Source organism: Pseudomonas sp. GW822-FHT06B12 (assembly GCF_058799675.1).
On sequence record NZ_JBXALR010000003.1, the window covers coordinates 255,924 to 270,387 of the forward strand.

Genomic DNA, 14,464 nt, shown 5'->3' on the forward strand with positions numbered 1-14,464 from the left:
GGAGAGTGCTGTGTCGCGTAGACGCGTCGTAGTCACCGGTATGGGTATGTTGTCGCCACTGGGCACGGATGTGCCGAGCAGCTGGCAGGGCATTCTGGCTGGCCGCAGTGGCATTGGTCTGATCGAACACACCGACCTTTCTGCCTATTCCACCCGTTTTGGCGGCTCGGTAAAGGGCTTCAATGTCGAGGAATATCTGTCGGTCAAGGAAGCTCGCAAACTCGACCTGTTCATTCAATACGGTCTGGCAGCAGGGTTTCAGGCAGTGCGTAACGCAGGCCTGGAAGTCACCGACGCCAATCGTGAACGCATCGGCGTGGCCATGGGCTCGGGTATTGGCGGTCTGACCAATATCGAAGAAACCAGCCGCACGCTGCATGATTCGGGGCCACGGCGGATTTCTCCGTTTTTTGTGCCGGGCTCGATCATCAATATGATTTCCGGTTTCCTGTCCATCCATCTGGGGACGCAGGGGCCTAACTACGCCATTTCGACAGCCTGTACCACCGGTACGCACTGCATCGGTATGGCGGCGCGCAACATTGCCTACGGCGAAGCCGACGTGATGATTGCCGGTGGTGCCGAGATGGCCGCTTGTGGACTTGGCATGGGCGGCTTTGGTGCTGCTCGAGCACTGTCGACCCGCAATGACGAACCGACTCGTGCCAGCCGTCCATGGGACAAGGGCCGTGATGGCTTTGTGTTGTCCGACGGTGCCGGTGCATTGGTGCTTGAGGAGCTGGAGCACGCCAAGGCACGTGGCGCGACCATTTACGCCGAGCTGATCGGCTTTGGCATGAGTGGCGATGCGTACCACATGACTTCGCCACCGGCCGATGGCGCAGGCGCCGCACGTTGCATCGTCAACGCGCTGCGTGACGCCAAGCTGAATGTCGAGCAAGTGCAGTACATCAACGCCCACGGTACTTCGACCTCCGCCGGTGACCTCGCCGAAGTCTGCGCGATCAAGTCGGTGTTTGGCGATCACGCCTACAAGCTGGCCGTCAGTTCGACCAAGTCCATGACCGGTCACCTGCTGGGTGCGGCGGGCGCAGTCGAAGCGATCTTCAGTGTGTTGGCAATCAATGGCCAGGTGGCGCCACCGACCATTAACCTCGATGAGCCGGATGAAGGTTGCGACCTCGATTTCGTGCCGCACACTGCACGCGATATGAATATCGATGTGGTGTTGTCCAACTCGTTCGGTTTTGGCGGTACCAACGGCTCGCTGGTGTTCCGTCGGTTCGTTGATTGATGGAAAGCTGGGTCGACGGTCAGCCGGCTGACGCTCTGTCGCTAAAAGACCGCGGCCTGGCGTATGGCGATGGTCTGTTCGAGACCATTGCGGTCAAGGGCGGGCAGCCGCTGCTGCTGGATCGACATTTGAGTCGTCTGGCCGATGGCTGCTCGCGTTTGGCGATTAACGCGGATCACGCGTTGATTCGCAGTGAGCTACTGACATACGCCGCCGCACTTGGCGAAGGCGTGCTCAAACTTATTCTCACTCGCGGCGACAGCCAGCGTGGTTATGCGGCCGATCCTTCGGTGGCGCCGCGACGAATTCTGCAAGGCAATCCGCCAGCTGCTTATCCTGCTGTCCATGCGCAGCACGGTATTCGGCTGTTTCCCTGTGCCACACGACTTTCCGAGCAACCCTTGCTCGCCGGCCTCAAGCACCTCAATCGTCTCGAACAGGTCATTGCCCGTTCGGAATGGCAGGATACCGAGCATGCCGAAGGATTGATGCTGGATCTTCAGGGCAGGGTGATCGAAGGCGTTTTCAGCAATCTGTTCCTGGTGCGCGATGGCGCGTTGCTGACGGCTGATCTGAGTCGTTGCGGCGTGGCCGGAGTGATGCGCGCCGAACTCTTGTTTCAAGCCGAGAGTCTGGGGATTGCCACACATATCACTGACATCAGCCTTGATCAGCTGCAACAGGCTGATGAAATTTTTGTTTGCAACAGCGTGTACGGTATCTGGCCGGTACACGCTTATGCTGCGCTGAGCTGGCCGGTTGGGCCGCTCACCCGTAAACTGCAAGGCATTGCCCGCGCGCTACTGGATGCTTGATTCGTGAGACGTAAACTCTTGCTGCTGCTGGAAACCGGACTGGTTCTGGCGGGGCTACTGCTGGGCGCTTCGGCCTGGAAGATCAACTCGGCGCTGGAGCAGCCACTCAAGATTACTCAGGAAGAGTTGCTGGATGTGCCGAACGGCTCGACGCCGTCCGGGACTTTCAATCGCCTTGAAACCGACGGTGTGCTTCAGGACGCCTTCTGGTTGCGCCTGTACTGGCGCTTCAACCTTGCCGCGCAGCCGTTGCACAGCGGTGAATACCGCATGCTGCCAGGTATGAGTGCGCAGGGCCTGATCGGTCTTTGGCAGCGCGGTGAAGTGGTTCAGTACAGCCTGACCTTGGTCGAGGGCTGGAACTTTCGTCAGGTCCGTGCGGCGCTGGCAAAAAGTGACAAGCTCGAACAAACCCTTGCGGGTCTGAGCGACAGCGACGTGATGAACAAGCTTGGTCACGCTGGAGTGTTTCCGGAAGGCCGGTTTTTTCCAGACACTTATCGTTTTGTGCGTGGCATGACCGACGCCGAGCTGCTGGAAAAAGCTTACGAGCGCCTCGACGAAGTCCTTGCGAAAGAGTGGAGCAAACGCTCTCCCGACGCGCCCTATACCGAGCCCTATCAGGCACTGATCATGGCTTCGCTGGTGGAGAAAGAGACCGGTGTGCCGCAAGAGCGTGGGCAGATTGCCGGGGTGTTCGTACGACGGATGCAGATCGGCATGTTGCTGCAAACCGATCCGACCGTGATCTATGGCCTGGGTGAGCGCTACAACGGCAAGTTGACCCGTGCCCACCTGAAAGAACCGACGCCCTACAATACTTACATGATCTCTGGGCTGCCGCCGACGCCGATTGCCATGGTCGGTCGTGAAGCGATTCATGCGGCGCTGAATCCGGTGTCCGGTACCAGTTTGTATTTCGTGGCGCGCGGTGACGGCAGTCACGTGTTCTCCGACGATCTGGATGCCCACAACAGTGCTGTGCGCGAGTTCCAGATCAAGCGACGCGCCGATTACCGTTCCAGCCCGGCGCCGGCCAATGGAGCTGCGGCGCCTGATGCGCAGGCGCCGACTGCTCCAGCGTCGCCCGACACGGCTCCAGAGGCGACGCCGCAACTGCCGCCATCGCAACCGGCTCCAGCTCCAGCTCCAGCACCGAGTGCCGATGAGCCGCAAAGCCCGCAATGACTCTGACTAAGGACTGCCTGTGACTGGCTTGTTTATTACCCTGGAAGGCCCGGAAGGCGCCGGCAAGAGCACCAATCGTGAATACCTGGCCGAGCGTTTGCGCGCCGAGGGTATCGAAGTCGTGTTGACTCGAGAGCCGGGTGGTACACCGCTGGCCGAGCGAATCCGCGACGTGCTGCTGGCCCCGGTCGACGAGGTCATGAACCCGGATACCGAGTTGTTGCTGGTGTTCGCAGCTCGGGCCCAGCATTTGGCCGAAGTGATTCGCCCGGCGCTGGCGCGGGGTGCGGTGGTGTTGTGCGACCGCTTTACCGATTCGACGTACGCCTATCAGGGCGGTGGTCGCGGATTGTCGCTTGAGCGTATCGCGACCCTGGAAACCTTCGTTCAAGGCGACTTGCGCCCGGACCTGACACTGGTGTTCGACTTGCCGATTGAAATCGGCATGGCGCGGGCCAGCGCTCGCGGTCGACTGGACCGTTTCGAGCTTGAGGGTCGAGTGTTTTTTGAGGCGGTGCGCAGCGCGTTCTTGAAGCGCGCCGAGGCTGATCCAGCGCGTTACCTGTTGGTGGACGCCTCGCAGCCGTTGGCACAGGTTCAGCAGTCGCTGGATGCCTTGATGCCACGATTGCTGGAGCGTCACCGTGGCTGAGGCCTATCCGTGGCAAGACAGCCTTTGGCAGCAACTGGCCGGTCGGGCACAGCACGCGCACGCCTATTTGCTGCATGGCCCGGCCGGGATCGGCAAGCGTGCGCTGGCCGAGCGGTTGATGGCCAGTTTGCTCTGCCAGCGTCCGACCGCCCAGGACGCCTGTGGCGAGTGCAAATCCTGCCTGCTGCTCAAAGCCGGCAGTCACCCCGACAACTACATCCTGGAACCGGAAGAAGCCGACAAGGCGATCAAGGTCGATCAGGTTCGTGATCTGGTCAGCTTCGTGGTCCAGACCGCGCAGATGGGCGGCCGCAAAGTCGTGTTGATCGAGCCAGCCGAGTCGATGAACATCAACGCCGCCAACGCCTTGCTGAAAAGCCTCGAAGAACCGTCAGGCGATACGGTATTGCTGTTGGTCAGTCACCAGACCAGTCGTCTGCTGCCGACCATCAAGAGTCGTTGTGTGCAACAGGCCTGTCCGTTGCCGAGCGAAGCCATGAGCCTGCAATGGCTGGCCAAGGCCTTGCCCGATTGCGCCGAAGAAGAGCGTATCGAGCTGCTGACCCTGGCTGCCGGTTCGCCGCTGGCGGCTGTCAAGCTGCAAGGGCAGGGCGTGCGCGAGCAGCGTGCGCTGGTAGTCGAGGGCGTGAAGAAGTTGCTCAAGCAGCAACAGTCGCCGACGCAACTGGCCGAAGAGTGGAAATCCATTCCGATGTTGCAGCTGTTCGACTGGTTCTGCGACTGGTCAAGTCTGATTCTGCGCTACCAGTTGACCCAGGATGAAGAGGGGTTGGGGTTGGCGGACATGCGCAAAGTGGTTCAGTACCTGGCGCAGAAAACCGCTCAGGAAAAAGTCTTGAATATTCAGGACTGGATTCTCGCCCAGCGGCAGAAAGTGATGAGTAAGGCGAACCTTAATCCGGCGTTGTTGCTGGAAGCGCTGTTGGTGCAATGGGTGTCCTTGCCCACCCAGAAGTGAGCGTCTGCGCCTAGACTCTGATCATCAGCCATGGAGGTCAGCATGAATGAACCCGTCAGCCCGGGCCCGCGCAACGGCATCTTGTCCCTGACCATCAAGGACAAATCAGTGCTTTATGCGGCCTATATGCCGTTCATCAAAAACGGCGGCCTGTTTATCCCGACCAACAAAAGCTACAAGTTGGGTGACGAGGTATTCATGCTGCTGCATCTGATGGATGAGCCGGAAAAGATTCCGGTGGCCGGTAAAGTGACCTGGGTGACCCCCAAGGGCGCTCAGGGTAATCGTGCCGCCGGTGTCGGCGTGCAGTTCAACGAAGGCGATGACACCGCTCGAAGCCGAATCGAAACCTATCTGGTCGGAGCCCTGAAGTCCGACCGTCCCACTCATACGATGTAGTTGCAGCCTTTTATGCTCGTAGATTCCCATTGTCACCTTGACCGTCTCGACCTTGCCGCACACGACGGCTCGCTGGATGCTGCGCTCGCAGCCGCTCGTCAGTGCGGGGTAGGGCATTTCCTCTGTATTGGCGTCAGCGTCGACAACGCCAAGGACGTCAAAGCCCTCGCCGAGCGTTACGACGACGTTGATTGTTCGGTGGGCGTGCATCCGCTGGATGTTCAGCCGGGCGCCGCTCCGGCGCTGGACTGGCTGCTGCAGGAGCTCAATCACCCGCGGGTGGTGGCGATCGGCGAAACCGGTCTGGATTACCACTACGAACCAGAAGCCGCCGAGTTGCAGCAGGAGTCCTTCCGTTTGCACCTGCAAGCGGCCCAGCAGACCGGCAAACCGGTGATCGTCCACACCCGTGGCGCCCGCGCCGATACGCTGAGGCTATTGCGTGAAGCAGCATTGCCGCAGGCCGGGGTGTTGCATTGCTTCACCGAAGACTGGGACATGGCCAAGGCTGCGCTGGATCTGGGGTTCTATATATCGTTGTCGGGGATCGTGACTTTCCGCAATGCCGACGCCTTGCGTGATGTGGCCCGGCAAGTGCCGGCGGATCGCCTGCTGGTGGAAACCGATTCGCCGTACCTGGCGCCGATCCCACATCGCGGCAAGCCGAACCTTCCGCAATACGTACGGGATGTCGCGGAGTTTCTGGCCATGTTGCGCGGCGAATCCTACGAGCGCTTTGCCGAGCAGACTACGGAGAACTTCAAGCGGCTGTTTCCGTTGGCACACGTCAAGTCGATTTGACAGGGTCGAGCCGGAGCCTCAAATCGCAGGCAAAAAAAACCCGGGTTCTGGGGGGTGAATCCGGGTTAAGACCATTAGGAGTAAAACAAAGGTACGCGGTCCTTTGGTACCTTCATCGGCGCAACACTTGGGGGAGATGCCGCGCCGACAGTTCAAGTATTGATCACTATTGCGCCGAGTCCAGTTTGCCCCAGCTGTTTCTTAAACATATTTGGAATACAGGCGCTTCGCTTGAGTTCTCACTGCCTGGCGATCGACGCAACAATGGCAGCAGTTTCGTCGATCACGCGCTTTTCGGTGTAGAAGTGCGGTGAAAAACGAACGCCTGGGCCGCGCGGGATGCAAATCACCTGCTGGGCTTTCAGGGCCTCGTAAACGGCCTGGTTATCGATGCAATCGATACTGAACGAAAGAATCCCCCCGCGCCGGGCTGGATTAAGCGGGCTGTGCAGTTGTACGCCGGGAATCGCGCTGAGGCCATCCTGCAGCCATTTCACTCGCTCGGCGATCAGTGCAGCGACTTGCTCCATGCCGACTTCTTCCAATAACGACAGGCTGGCTTCCAGCGCCATCGCTCCGAGCATGTTCGGGCTGCCGCATTCAAAACGCCGTGCACTCTTGGCCGGTTCCCATTCAGTGCGGTTGTAATCGCCCATGTGTTCGAGCATGTGCCAGCCGAATTCGTGCAGTTTCAGCTGTTCACGCAGTTCGCTGCGCACATAGAGCACCCCCAGGCCTTCTGGCCCGAGCAGCCATTTATGGCCGTCGGCCATGGCGAAGTCGCATTGATAGCTCTGCACATCGAAGGGCAGGGCGCCGAGTTGCTGGATGGCGTCGATGCAGAACAGCACGTTCTGTTGTTTGCAGCCAGCACCCAGGCGTTGCAGGTCCAGGCGCAGACCGCTGGCGAATTGCACTGCACTCACTGACATCAAGCGGGTGCGCGGTCCGCAGGCCGCCAACAGGGCGCCTTCCGGGTCATCGCCCTTGAGGCTGGCCTGAATCACTTCCACGCCTTGGGAGGCTAAAGCTTCCCAGACGATGCGGTTGGAAGGAAATTCTTCATCGCTGATGACGATCTGGTCGCCGCTTTGCCACGACAGTCCAAAGGCGACAAAAGACAATGCTTCAGAAGTATTTTTGACCAGTGCCACGTCATCCGTCGACGGTGCGTTAAGCAGGCGCATCAGGCGTTCACGCAAGCGTTGTTCAAGCGCCATCCAGTCCGAATAGTCCCTTGCGCCCAGTAAAACGTTCTCCTGGGCGAAGCGTGACACCGCCGTGGCAGCGCGATTTGGCCAGGGTGCAACGGCCGCATGATTCAAATAACGCAGGCCCGGTGCCTGTACAAATTCATCAAGAAACGTAGTCATGGTCGGATGATCCGTGCAATTTGGCGCAAGTTAGGCATAATACGCGGCTTCGAATTTTGACCCCTACAGACCTTTTCTTATGCATAAAGAACCTCGTAAGGTCCGTGAGTTTCGTCGCCGCGAGCAAGAAATTCTCGACACCGCGCTCAAGCTGTTCCTCGAACAAGGTGAAGACAGTGTCACCGTCGAGATGATCGCTGATGCCGTGGGTATCGGCAAAGGCACCATCTACAAGCATTTCAAGTCCAAGGCGGAGATCTATCTGCGCCTGATGCTCGATTACGAGCGTGACCTGAACGAGCTGCTGCACTCTGCCGATGTCGACAAGGATAAGGAAGCCCTGTCCCGGGCCTACTTCGAATTCCGCATGCGCGATCCGCAACGTTACCGGCTGTTCGATCGTCTGGAAGAGAAGGTGGTCAAGGGCAATCAGGTGCCGGAGATGGTCGAGGAGTTGCACAGGATTCGCGCCTCCAACTTCGAACGCCTGACCTTGTTGATCAAGGGCCGCATCAGCGAAGGCAAGCTTGAAGACGTGCCGCCGTACTTCCACTACTGCGCGTCCTGGGCGTTGGTGCACGGCGCTGTCGCGCTGTATCACTCGCCGTTCTGGAGCAATGTGCTGGAAGATCAGGAAGGTTTCTTCCAGTTCCTGATGGACATCGGCGTGCGCATGGGCAACAAGCGCAAGCGCGATACTGACACCCCGAGCAGCTGATTCATTCAGATGCCTTATTGCGCCATGTTTTCCCTGTATGGCGCAGTGCCCCAGGAATATACTCAGGCTTAGGTATTGCTAAAACTTGATTTGTGAGTCAAGTTTTAGCGCTTCCGAATCTACTTCCGCCGGAGTGATCCATGATCGTTGACCGACAAGGCAGGCGTTTCCGCAATTTGCGGGTCAGTCTGACCTCCGCCTGCAACTACGCCTGTACCTACTGCGTGCCCAATGGCAAGCGATTGGTGGCAGCGCAGGATGAACTGTCGGCCGAGGCCATGGCGCGCGGTGTTGCCTACCTGATCGAAGCCGCGGGTATCGAGCGTTTGCGCATCACCGGTGGTGAGCCGCTGGTGAGCCCGAAGCTGGAAGCCTTCATGACCGCCGTCGGGAAGATGGGCCTTGCCGACATCAGCCTGACCACCAATGGCCAATTGCTGGCGAAGAAACTGCCCTTGCTGGTGGACGCCGGCATTCGGCGGATCAACGTTTCCCTCGATACCCTGGACGCCGATGCGTTCCGCAGCATTGCGCGCGGCGGCGATCTGGCAACGGTGCTCAATGGCATGGACCAGGCACACGCTGCGGGCATGAAGATCAAGGTCAACATGGTGCCGTTGCGCGGGCAGAACCTCGATCAGGTGATGCCGCTGCTCGATTACTGTCTGGAACGCGGTTATGAGCTGCGGTTCATCGAGCTGATGCGCATGGGCCATCTGGCCAGTGATTCGAACGCATTCCTGCAGCAGTTCGTCAGCCTCAAGCAGTTGCTGAGCCTAATTGGCGATCGCTACGAGTACCTGCAGGCCGACGCGCCAGTGGATGCCACGGCGGTGCGTTACGAAATTCCGGGGCACGGCTATTTCGGCGTGATCGCCAATGAAAGCGTGCCGTTCTGCCGTACGTGCTCGCGTTTGCGCCTGTCGTCCACTGGCTGGCTGCATGGCTGCCTGTCGTCGAGTAACCGCCACTATGTCGGCGACTTGCTGGACAAGCCGCGCCATGAAGCGTTGCCGGCGCTCCAGCGGTTGCTGGTGAAGGCGTTGGGTGACAAACAGGAAGTGGCGTTTTCCGGTGGTGCGACCGTGATGAAAATCATCGGCGGCTGACCCGGCTTTTTGTAGCAGCTGCCGAAGGCTGCGTTCGAGGGCGCAGCCCTCGCAAAAAAACAAGCGACTTGCATTCGTCATTCAATCTATATCTCGTGCTCAGGTTTACGACTGCTGCGCAGCCGGACGCAGCATTCGGCAGCTGCTACAAATGGGTGTCGCATTGAGCTGGCGCGGAAGCTGCATCTTGCGGACATTCGCCGGTTTTCCGTCACCGGCCTCTGGAGGGTAGGATGCGTAGCCTGGTTTTGCTGCTGGCCTTTTTGGCGCTTGGCGGCTGCATGAATGTCAGCGATATGGGCGAAGGGGTTCGCTACCACATGAGCGACGCAGGTCTGCTCGATCACAGCGACAGCCGTCGTGTGAATAATCTGCGCATTCAGCCGGACTCGTTTATCTACATCGCTCAAGGCGCTTTTGCGCCTCCGGGCAGTGCCTATCCGCGGCCGAACGTGGTCGCTGAAGAAGCCTTCAACGGCTTCATCGAATATTTCCCGATGGTTCGCCGCGCTCGCGCGCCTGAAGGTCTCGACACCGCCATGGGCGAGGCGCGTGCGGCGGGCGCGCATTACCTGCTCTACACCCGCTTTGCCAAGGCCGACGACCGTATCGGCAATTCGGATGAGTTGATCGATCAGGGCGCCGTGGATCGCCTGGGGCTCGACAGTGGAGTGATTCAGATCATGCTGATCGAGACCAGCACCCAGTATTTGATCGATACTGCACGAATCAAGAGCCGTGGCGGTTTACTGACGTTCCACGACAACAAGCCAGAAGACCTGATCGCTCAGCCGCTGCAGCAATACGCTCGTAGCCTGTTGGGCATGAGCGATCAGTAACTCACCAGGAGAGCAGCATGAGTGGTCCGCAAAAAGCTAACGATCTGTTGGGGCAAATCCCCAAGTCCAAAGGCTTGCCGCCGGTCCATTTGTGGAACCCCGACTTCTGTGGCGACATCGACATGCGCATCGCCCGCGACGGTACCTGGTATTACCTCGGCACGCCGATCGGGCGCAAGCCGATGGTCAAGCTGTTCTCCACCATCATTCGCCGCGACGGTGATGATTATTTCCTGATTACCCCGGTCGAAAAGGTTGGGATCAAGGTCGATGACGCGCCGTTTGTGGCGGTTGCACTGGAGGTTGAAGGCGAGGGCGAAGCGCAGGTTTTGCGTTTTATCACCAACGTCGAAGAGCAGGCCGAGGCAGGTGCCGAGCATCCGTTGCGCGTGGTGATCGATCCGCTGACCCAGGAACCAGCGCCTTACGTGCACGTACGCACCAATCTTGAAGCGCTGATCCATCGCAACGTGTTTTATCAACTGGTCGAACTGGCCGTGACCCGCGAGATCGATGGCCAGCAATGGTTGGGCGTGTGGAGTGGTGGCGAGTTTTTCCCCATCGGGCTTGAGCCGTAACACGCTGTGCTGCTGTGTTCTGGAAAACGGCCCGGTGTTTAAACCGGGCCATTGCCAATGGGTTTACAAACCCTTGCTCTTGAGCCGAGCGGCATGTTCCAGATAGAGACTGACCGGGCTCACGTTCCAACTGGTGATCCCGGCCATTTGATTGACGGCGTCAAAATGGTCCATGGGGTAATCCGAGCGAATCACTTTCCCCAGGTGCGAGCTGTATCGTCCGACCAGCCCGTCGTTGGCGTGTTTCTCTTTATAAAATAACTTCGACAGCACGATGCAGTTGATATGGGTCGGATCGAGTATTTGCGGGGTTTGAAAGTTTTGCAGAATCCCGCTCCAGGAGTAGTAATACACGCCGTTTTCAATTTCGTTGCCTTCACCGCCCCAGTGTTTCGGCACCCCTTGCGGGTACTTGCGATTGAATTCAGCCAACCCTGCGCTGGTCAGCGATTCGAACGCTGCTTGAGGGTCCACAGGGTTCTGTGGATGGCCGCTGATCAATGAAATGAAGGTGCCGACTGCGCTCAACAGGGCCAGTACGAGCGCTTCGGGCAACTCACCGGGCGTCAGGGCCTTATGCAACTGGTCGGCAATCTCGGAGCCGTGATTGGGGCAACTGACAGAGGTGACCGACGCGACCTTCTCCGGGTGCAGTGCCGCTACATAGCGTGCTGCCAGGGGGCCTTGGCTATGGCCTATCAGATTGACCTTGTCGGCGCCCGTTTCGCGCAAAATGCGGTTGACCTGTTCGAGCAGTTTTTCACCGCGTTCCTCATTGCCGTTGACGGCTGGAATGTTGACTGCAAACACCTGAGCGCCAGCGTGTTCGAGGGCTTCCTTGATATCGAAGAAGTACGGATAACCGGCAATCGTATCGAAGCCGAAAAGGCCGTGAACCAAAACAATCGGGTATTGCGTAGACGCATCCATGTTCATGCTTATACCTGTCGATAGCGGATTCAAGTGGAACAGATGCTATTGACTGCTTGATCTGTCGCGGCTAACCGTAGTTTACAAAACGGGTTGGTACAAATCGCTTCGGGCAGGGTACCGGTCTATGCCTCTTGCGGCACATTGCTGGCGATTGCCCAACGCCACAGCAAGCGGCCAACGGCGATCGACCAATTCAGTAGCGCCACCGCCAACACTATGAGTAACAGCGTCGGCAGACCTTGCTCGACGATGATCTTGCCAGCCAGTAAGGGAAAGCCAAACACGCCCACGAAGTACCCAAGGCTGAACAGCAACAAGGCTTGGGAAGTGCTGCCCGCCGGCGCTTCATTGGCGGCCAGGCCGTTGATCACCGAGTAGGTCAATCCGTAACCGACGCCCAGAACAGCGGCGGCGATCAGGTAAGTGAGGGCGCCGTCGACGACGAAGCGGAACATCAGAATCGACACCACCATCAGTCCCGACAGAATGCAGGATGCCCAATAGGGATCGCGCTTGACCACAAAGCTGGCGATCAGCATGCGGCTGGTGATCGCAGCGCTCATGAAGCCAAGAAAGAACAGCGAGTAATCCAGTGAGCGGGACGCAGCGTAGCTGGTCTGGAAGCTCGACAGACCGCCAAACACGCAGCCACCAAGGCCGACCATGACGATGGGAAACAGTGCTTTGGATGACATCACCCGCGCTACGGCAGCCCAGGAGATCCGTGAAACCGCCGCCGCGCCCAACTGATTCGGGCGCTGTTTGAGTGCGACACCCAAACGCCAGAACAGCACCGCGCCGATCAGGCTCGCCAGTGCGGCGAGGTAAAATGCGCTGGTTACAGGGTAACCCAGCGCGCTGGCCGCCCGCCCGAGCAACGGCCCTGAGCCGATGCCAGTCATCATGCTGCCAGAGAGCAGCGCGAAGTATTTGGCGCGTTGTGCGGGCGTGACCAGCATCGCCACGATGATCGGCCCCAAAGTGTAAAACACGCCCCAGCCGAGCCCCAGCGTCAGGCCGAAAAACAGTAAGGTGCTACCGAAACCCGGGGTCAGGGCAAAGCCCAGGCTGGCGAGTACCAGCAAGCCGCCAAACACGGCAATCGAACGGGCCGCACCGAGCGCGTCCGACAAATGCCCCGACAGGATCACCGTCGCGAACGTGCTGAGCATCGCCGCCGAAATCACGCTACCGGCATCATGCTCGTTACCGCCGCGTGAGCTGATCAGCAGCGAGAGCAAAAAGGTCGAGCCGTAGGACAGCGAAAGCAGGTAGCTGGCGAGGCAGAACAGGCCAAACAGTTTTCCTGAAGCGGCGGTGTCTGGGGTGCTGCGGCTGGGCATGGATAAGTCTCTTTATCTATTGGTTTTATAGGCGACTTATCTAACACAGGCAGTCGTGGCGTATGTTCTGTGGTTAGCGGTTTCAGGGTTAGCAATTGGCGGAGTAATGGCTTCAGACGACGCTGGGTGGTAAACCGATCTCCTCAATGAACTCGTCCATGAAGCGCTTCAGACGCTCGTGGCGTAGTTGCGCAAGGCGCTTGCCAGTCGGCGTCTGGAAGCCGTTGGCCAAGTGCAAAAGCTTGGTCTGGAAGTGGTCGAGGCAAAAGCGTTTGTCGTCGTACTCGCGGGATGTTGCCGTGGGATCCTGCGGATCATAAAGCGTGCTGCCCATGCGTCCGGCGATGTAAAACGTGCGGGCAACGCCGAGCATACCGAGGGAGTCGAGACGGTCGGCGTCCTGGAGAATTCTTGCTTCCAGGGTTGTCGGCTGAATGTTTGCCGAAAAACTGTGGGCTTCGATGGCGTGAGCGACTGCTGCGCTTTTGTGCTTGGGCCAATTCAACTGGCTCAGGATTGCCGAGGCTTTTTCCGCCGCCAGCCGCGAGGCCTGAGAGCGCAGCGGCGAGTTTTTTTCCACTGCCACACAGTCGTGCAGCAATACGGCCGCCAGCAGCACTTCAAGGTCACCGCCTTCTTCGGTTTGAATCCGCTGAACGTTGCGCCATACCCGTTGCAAGTGCGACAGATCGTGGGCGCCATCCTCGGACGGCTCCAGCGCGTGGGGCAACAGGGTCGAGGCGAGGGCCTGCAGTGGGGCGAAGGCGGCGAGGCTCATAACAATCCTTTTGTGCGGAGCACTTTTGTGGCGGCGCCCGTAGATTAAGTTTTGAAGTGACATGTGACGAGCGCTGATCGCCGACATAGTATGGCGGTTTCAACTGTTCACAAGGCACGTCCATGTCGATCGAAATCCGCCCGGCCACTCCCAGCGATGCGCCACAAATTCTTGCGTTCATCACCGAGCTGGCCGACTACGAGCGCGCCCGGCATGAAGTCATCGCCAGTGTCGCCGATATCGAGCGCAGCCTGTTCAGCGAAGGTGCCACCGCCCATGGCCTGATCTGCCTGCGCGACGGTTTGCCGATTGGTTTCGCGGTTTTTTTCTTCAGCTACTCGACCTGGCTGGGCAGCAACTGCCTGTACCTTGAAGACCTCTACATCACTCCCGAACAACGCGGTGGCGGCGCCGGCAAACAACTGCTGCGCCACCTCGCCAAAATCGCCTGCGCGAACGACTGCGGTCGCTTCGAATGGAGCGTGCTGGAATGGAACACCCCAGCCATCGACTTCTACAAATCTCTCGGCGCCCAGCCGCAGGAAGAGTGGGTGCGTTATCGCATGGATGGCAATGTGTTGCGTGAGTTTGCCGAAGGCAACTGATCGCTAGCAGCGTCTGTTAAAGATCGCAGCCTGCGGCAGCGCCTACACCGATTCGTAGGAGCTGCCGCAGGCTGCGATCTTTTTTTTAGCCAGGAAAAA

General features: G+C 58.9%; 16 protein-coding genes. 12 read left to right on the plus strand and 4 right to left on the minus strand.

Annotation, left to right across the window (positions count from 1 at the left end):
• Positions 1-10 precede the first annotated feature (10 nt).
• Genes fabF through AC1RKH_RS08665 form a run of 7 tightly spaced genes read left to right on the plus strand, consistent with a single transcriptional unit; the run spans position 11 to position 6,089 of the window.
• Positions 11-1,255: a beta-ketoacyl-ACP synthase II gene (gene fabF, locus AC1RKH_RS08635; protein WP_123423183.1), complete on the plus strand. Its 1,245-nt coding sequence runs from the start codon at positions 11-13 to the stop codon at positions 1,253-1,255.
• Complete coding sequence (gene pabC / locus AC1RKH_RS08640; protein ID WP_493061429.1) at positions 1,255-2,070, plus strand: aminodeoxychorismate lyase; 816 nt, start codon at positions 1,255-1,257, stop codon at positions 2,068-2,070. Before fabF ends, pabC begins: the two co-directional genes overlap by 1 nt.
• Before the next feature lie 3 nt (positions 2,071-2,073).
• Entirely contained in the window at positions 2,074-3,258 is a 1,185-nt protein-coding gene (gene mltG / locus AC1RKH_RS08645; protein ID WP_493061430.1) for an endolytic transglycosylase MltG, read from the plus strand.
• Positions 3,259-3,277: 19 nt separating this feature from the next.
• Positions 3,278-3,910 carry a dTMP kinase gene (tmk, locus tag AC1RKH_RS08650; protein WP_123423180.1) on the plus strand — a complete coding sequence of 211 codons (633 nt, stop codon included), beginning with the start codon at positions 3,278-3,280 and terminating at the stop codon, positions 3,908-3,910.
• On the plus strand, positions 3,903-4,889 hold the full coding sequence (locus AC1RKH_RS08655; protein ID WP_123423179.1) for a DNA polymerase III subunit delta': 987 nt from the start codon (positions 3,903-3,905) through the stop codon (positions 4,887-4,889). Before tmk ends, AC1RKH_RS08655 begins: the two co-directional genes overlap by 8 nt.
• Before the next feature lie 42 nt (positions 4,890-4,931).
• A complete protein-coding gene (locus AC1RKH_RS08660; RefSeq protein ID WP_123423178.1) occupies positions 4,932-5,288 on the plus strand; it encodes a PilZ domain-containing protein in 357 nt (118 codons plus the stop codon).
• 12 nt (positions 5,289-5,300) lie between these two features.
• The gene (locus AC1RKH_RS08665; RefSeq protein WP_493061431.1) at positions 5,301-6,089 is read left to right on the plus strand and encodes a TatD family hydrolase; all 789 of its coding nucleotides are present in this window, start codon (positions 5,301-5,303) and stop codon (positions 6,087-6,089) included.
• Between the two features lie 239 nt (positions 6,090-6,328).
• Here AC1RKH_RS08665 and AC1RKH_RS08670 read toward each other — a convergent pair whose 3' ends face one another.
• Complete coding sequence (locus AC1RKH_RS08670; RefSeq protein WP_493061432.1) at positions 6,329-7,462, minus strand: aminotransferase class V-fold PLP-dependent enzyme; 1,134 nt, start codon at positions 7,460-7,462, stop codon at positions 6,329-6,331.
• A 79-nt stretch (positions 7,463-7,541) separates the two neighbouring features.
• Here AC1RKH_RS08670 and AC1RKH_RS08675 point away from each other — a divergent pair, with 79 nt between their 5' ends.
• The 4 genes from AC1RKH_RS08675 (at position 7,542) to AC1RKH_RS08690 (ending at position 10,706) form a co-directional block, all read left to right on the plus strand.
• Positions 7,542-8,180: a TetR/AcrR family transcriptional regulator gene (locus tag AC1RKH_RS08675; protein WP_123423175.1), complete on the plus strand. Its 639-nt coding sequence runs from the start codon at positions 7,542-7,544 to the stop codon at positions 8,178-8,180.
• A gap of 140 nt (positions 8,181-8,320) precedes the next feature.
• Complete coding sequence (locus AC1RKH_RS08680; RefSeq protein WP_493061433.1) at positions 8,321-9,289, plus strand: GTP 3',8-cyclase MoaA; 969 nt, start codon at positions 8,321-8,323, stop codon at positions 9,287-9,289.
• A gap of 233 nt (positions 9,290-9,522) precedes the next feature.
• Positions 9,523-10,128: a DUF4823 domain-containing protein gene (locus tag AC1RKH_RS08685; protein ID WP_123423173.1), complete on the plus strand. Its 606-nt coding sequence runs from the start codon at positions 9,523-9,525 to the stop codon at positions 10,126-10,128.
• A 17-nt stretch (positions 10,129-10,145) separates the two neighbouring features.
• Positions 10,146-10,706, plus strand: coding sequence for a DUF1285 domain-containing protein (locus AC1RKH_RS08690; RefSeq protein WP_493061434.1), 561 nt, complete (start codon positions 10,146-10,148; stop codon positions 10,704-10,706).
• 63 nt (positions 10,707-10,769) lie between these two features.
• Here the strand turns inward: AC1RKH_RS08690 and AC1RKH_RS08695 are convergent, their stop codons facing one another.
• The 3 genes from AC1RKH_RS08695 to AC1RKH_RS08705 all read right to left on the minus strand — a co-directional run bounded on the left by AC1RKH_RS08695 (position 10,770) and on the right by AC1RKH_RS08705 (position 13,760).
• The gene (locus tag AC1RKH_RS08695) at positions 10,770-11,642 is read right to left on the minus strand and encodes an esterase/lipase family protein (protein WP_493061435.1); all 873 of its coding nucleotides are present in this window, start codon (positions 11,640-11,642) and stop codon (positions 10,770-10,772) included.
• A 119-nt stretch (positions 11,643-11,761) separates the two neighbouring features.
• Positions 11,762-12,982, minus strand: coding sequence for an MFS transporter (locus AC1RKH_RS08700; protein ID WP_493061436.1), 1,221 nt, complete (start codon positions 12,980-12,982; stop codon positions 11,762-11,764).
• Positions 12,983-13,094: 112 nt separating this feature from the next.
• The gene (locus AC1RKH_RS08705) at positions 13,095-13,760 is read right to left on the minus strand and encodes an HD domain-containing protein (protein WP_493061437.1); all 666 of its coding nucleotides are present in this window, start codon (positions 13,758-13,760) and stop codon (positions 13,095-13,097) included.
• Between the two features lie 122 nt (positions 13,761-13,882).
• Here AC1RKH_RS08705 and AC1RKH_RS08710 point away from each other — a divergent pair, with 122 nt between their 5' ends.
• Positions 13,883-14,365: a GNAT family N-acetyltransferase gene (locus AC1RKH_RS08710; protein WP_123423168.1), complete on the plus strand. Its 483-nt coding sequence runs from the start codon at positions 13,883-13,885 to the stop codon at positions 14,363-14,365.
• The last annotated feature ends 99 nt before the right edge of the window (positions 14,366-14,464 follow it).

Bases quoted from the DNA above. Each gene is read 5' to 3' on its own strand.
- AC1RKH_RS08685 (WP_123423173.1), top strand. From the start codon at position 9,523: ATGCGTAGCCTGGTTTTGCTGCTGGCCTTTTTGGCGCTTGGCGGCTGC.
- AC1RKH_RS08675 (WP_123423175.1), top strand. From the start codon at position 7,542: ATGCATAAAGAACCTCGTAAGGTCCGTGAGTTTCGTCGCCGCGAGCAA.
- pabC (WP_493061429.1), top strand. From the start codon at position 1,255: ATGGAAAGCTGGGTCGACGGTCAGCCGGCTGACGCTCTGTCGCTAAAA.
- AC1RKH_RS08680 (WP_493061433.1), top strand. From the start codon at position 8,321: ATGATCGTTGACCGACAAGGCAGGCGTTTCCGCAATTTGCGGGTCAGT.
- AC1RKH_RS08660 (WP_123423178.1), top strand. From the start codon at position 4,932: ATGAATGAACCCGTCAGCCCGGGCCCGCGCAACGGCATCTTGTCCCTG.
- AC1RKH_RS08705 (WP_493061437.1), bottom strand. From the start codon at position 13,760: ATGAGCCTCGCCGCCTTCGCCCCACTGCAGGCCCTCGCCTCGACCCTG.
- AC1RKH_RS08710 (WP_123423168.1), top strand. From the start codon at position 13,883: ATGTCGATCGAAATCCGCCCGGCCACTCCCAGCGATGCGCCACAAATT.
- AC1RKH_RS08700 (WP_493061436.1), bottom strand. From the start codon at position 12,982: ATGCCCAGCCGCAGCACCCCAGACACCGCCGCTTCAGGAAAACTGTTT.
- AC1RKH_RS08695 (WP_493061435.1), bottom strand. From the start codon at position 11,642: ATGAACATGGATGCGTCTACGCAATACCCGATTGTTTTGGTTCACGGC.
- AC1RKH_RS08665 (WP_493061431.1), top strand. From the start codon at position 5,301: ATGCTCGTAGATTCCCATTGTCACCTTGACCGTCTCGACCTTGCCGCA.
- AC1RKH_RS08690 (WP_493061434.1), top strand. From the start codon at position 10,146: ATGAGTGGTCCGCAAAAAGCTAACGATCTGTTGGGGCAAATCCCCAAG.
- AC1RKH_RS08670 (WP_493061432.1), bottom strand. From the start codon at position 7,462: ATGACTACGTTTCTTGATGAATTTGTACAGGCACCGGGCCTGCGTTAT.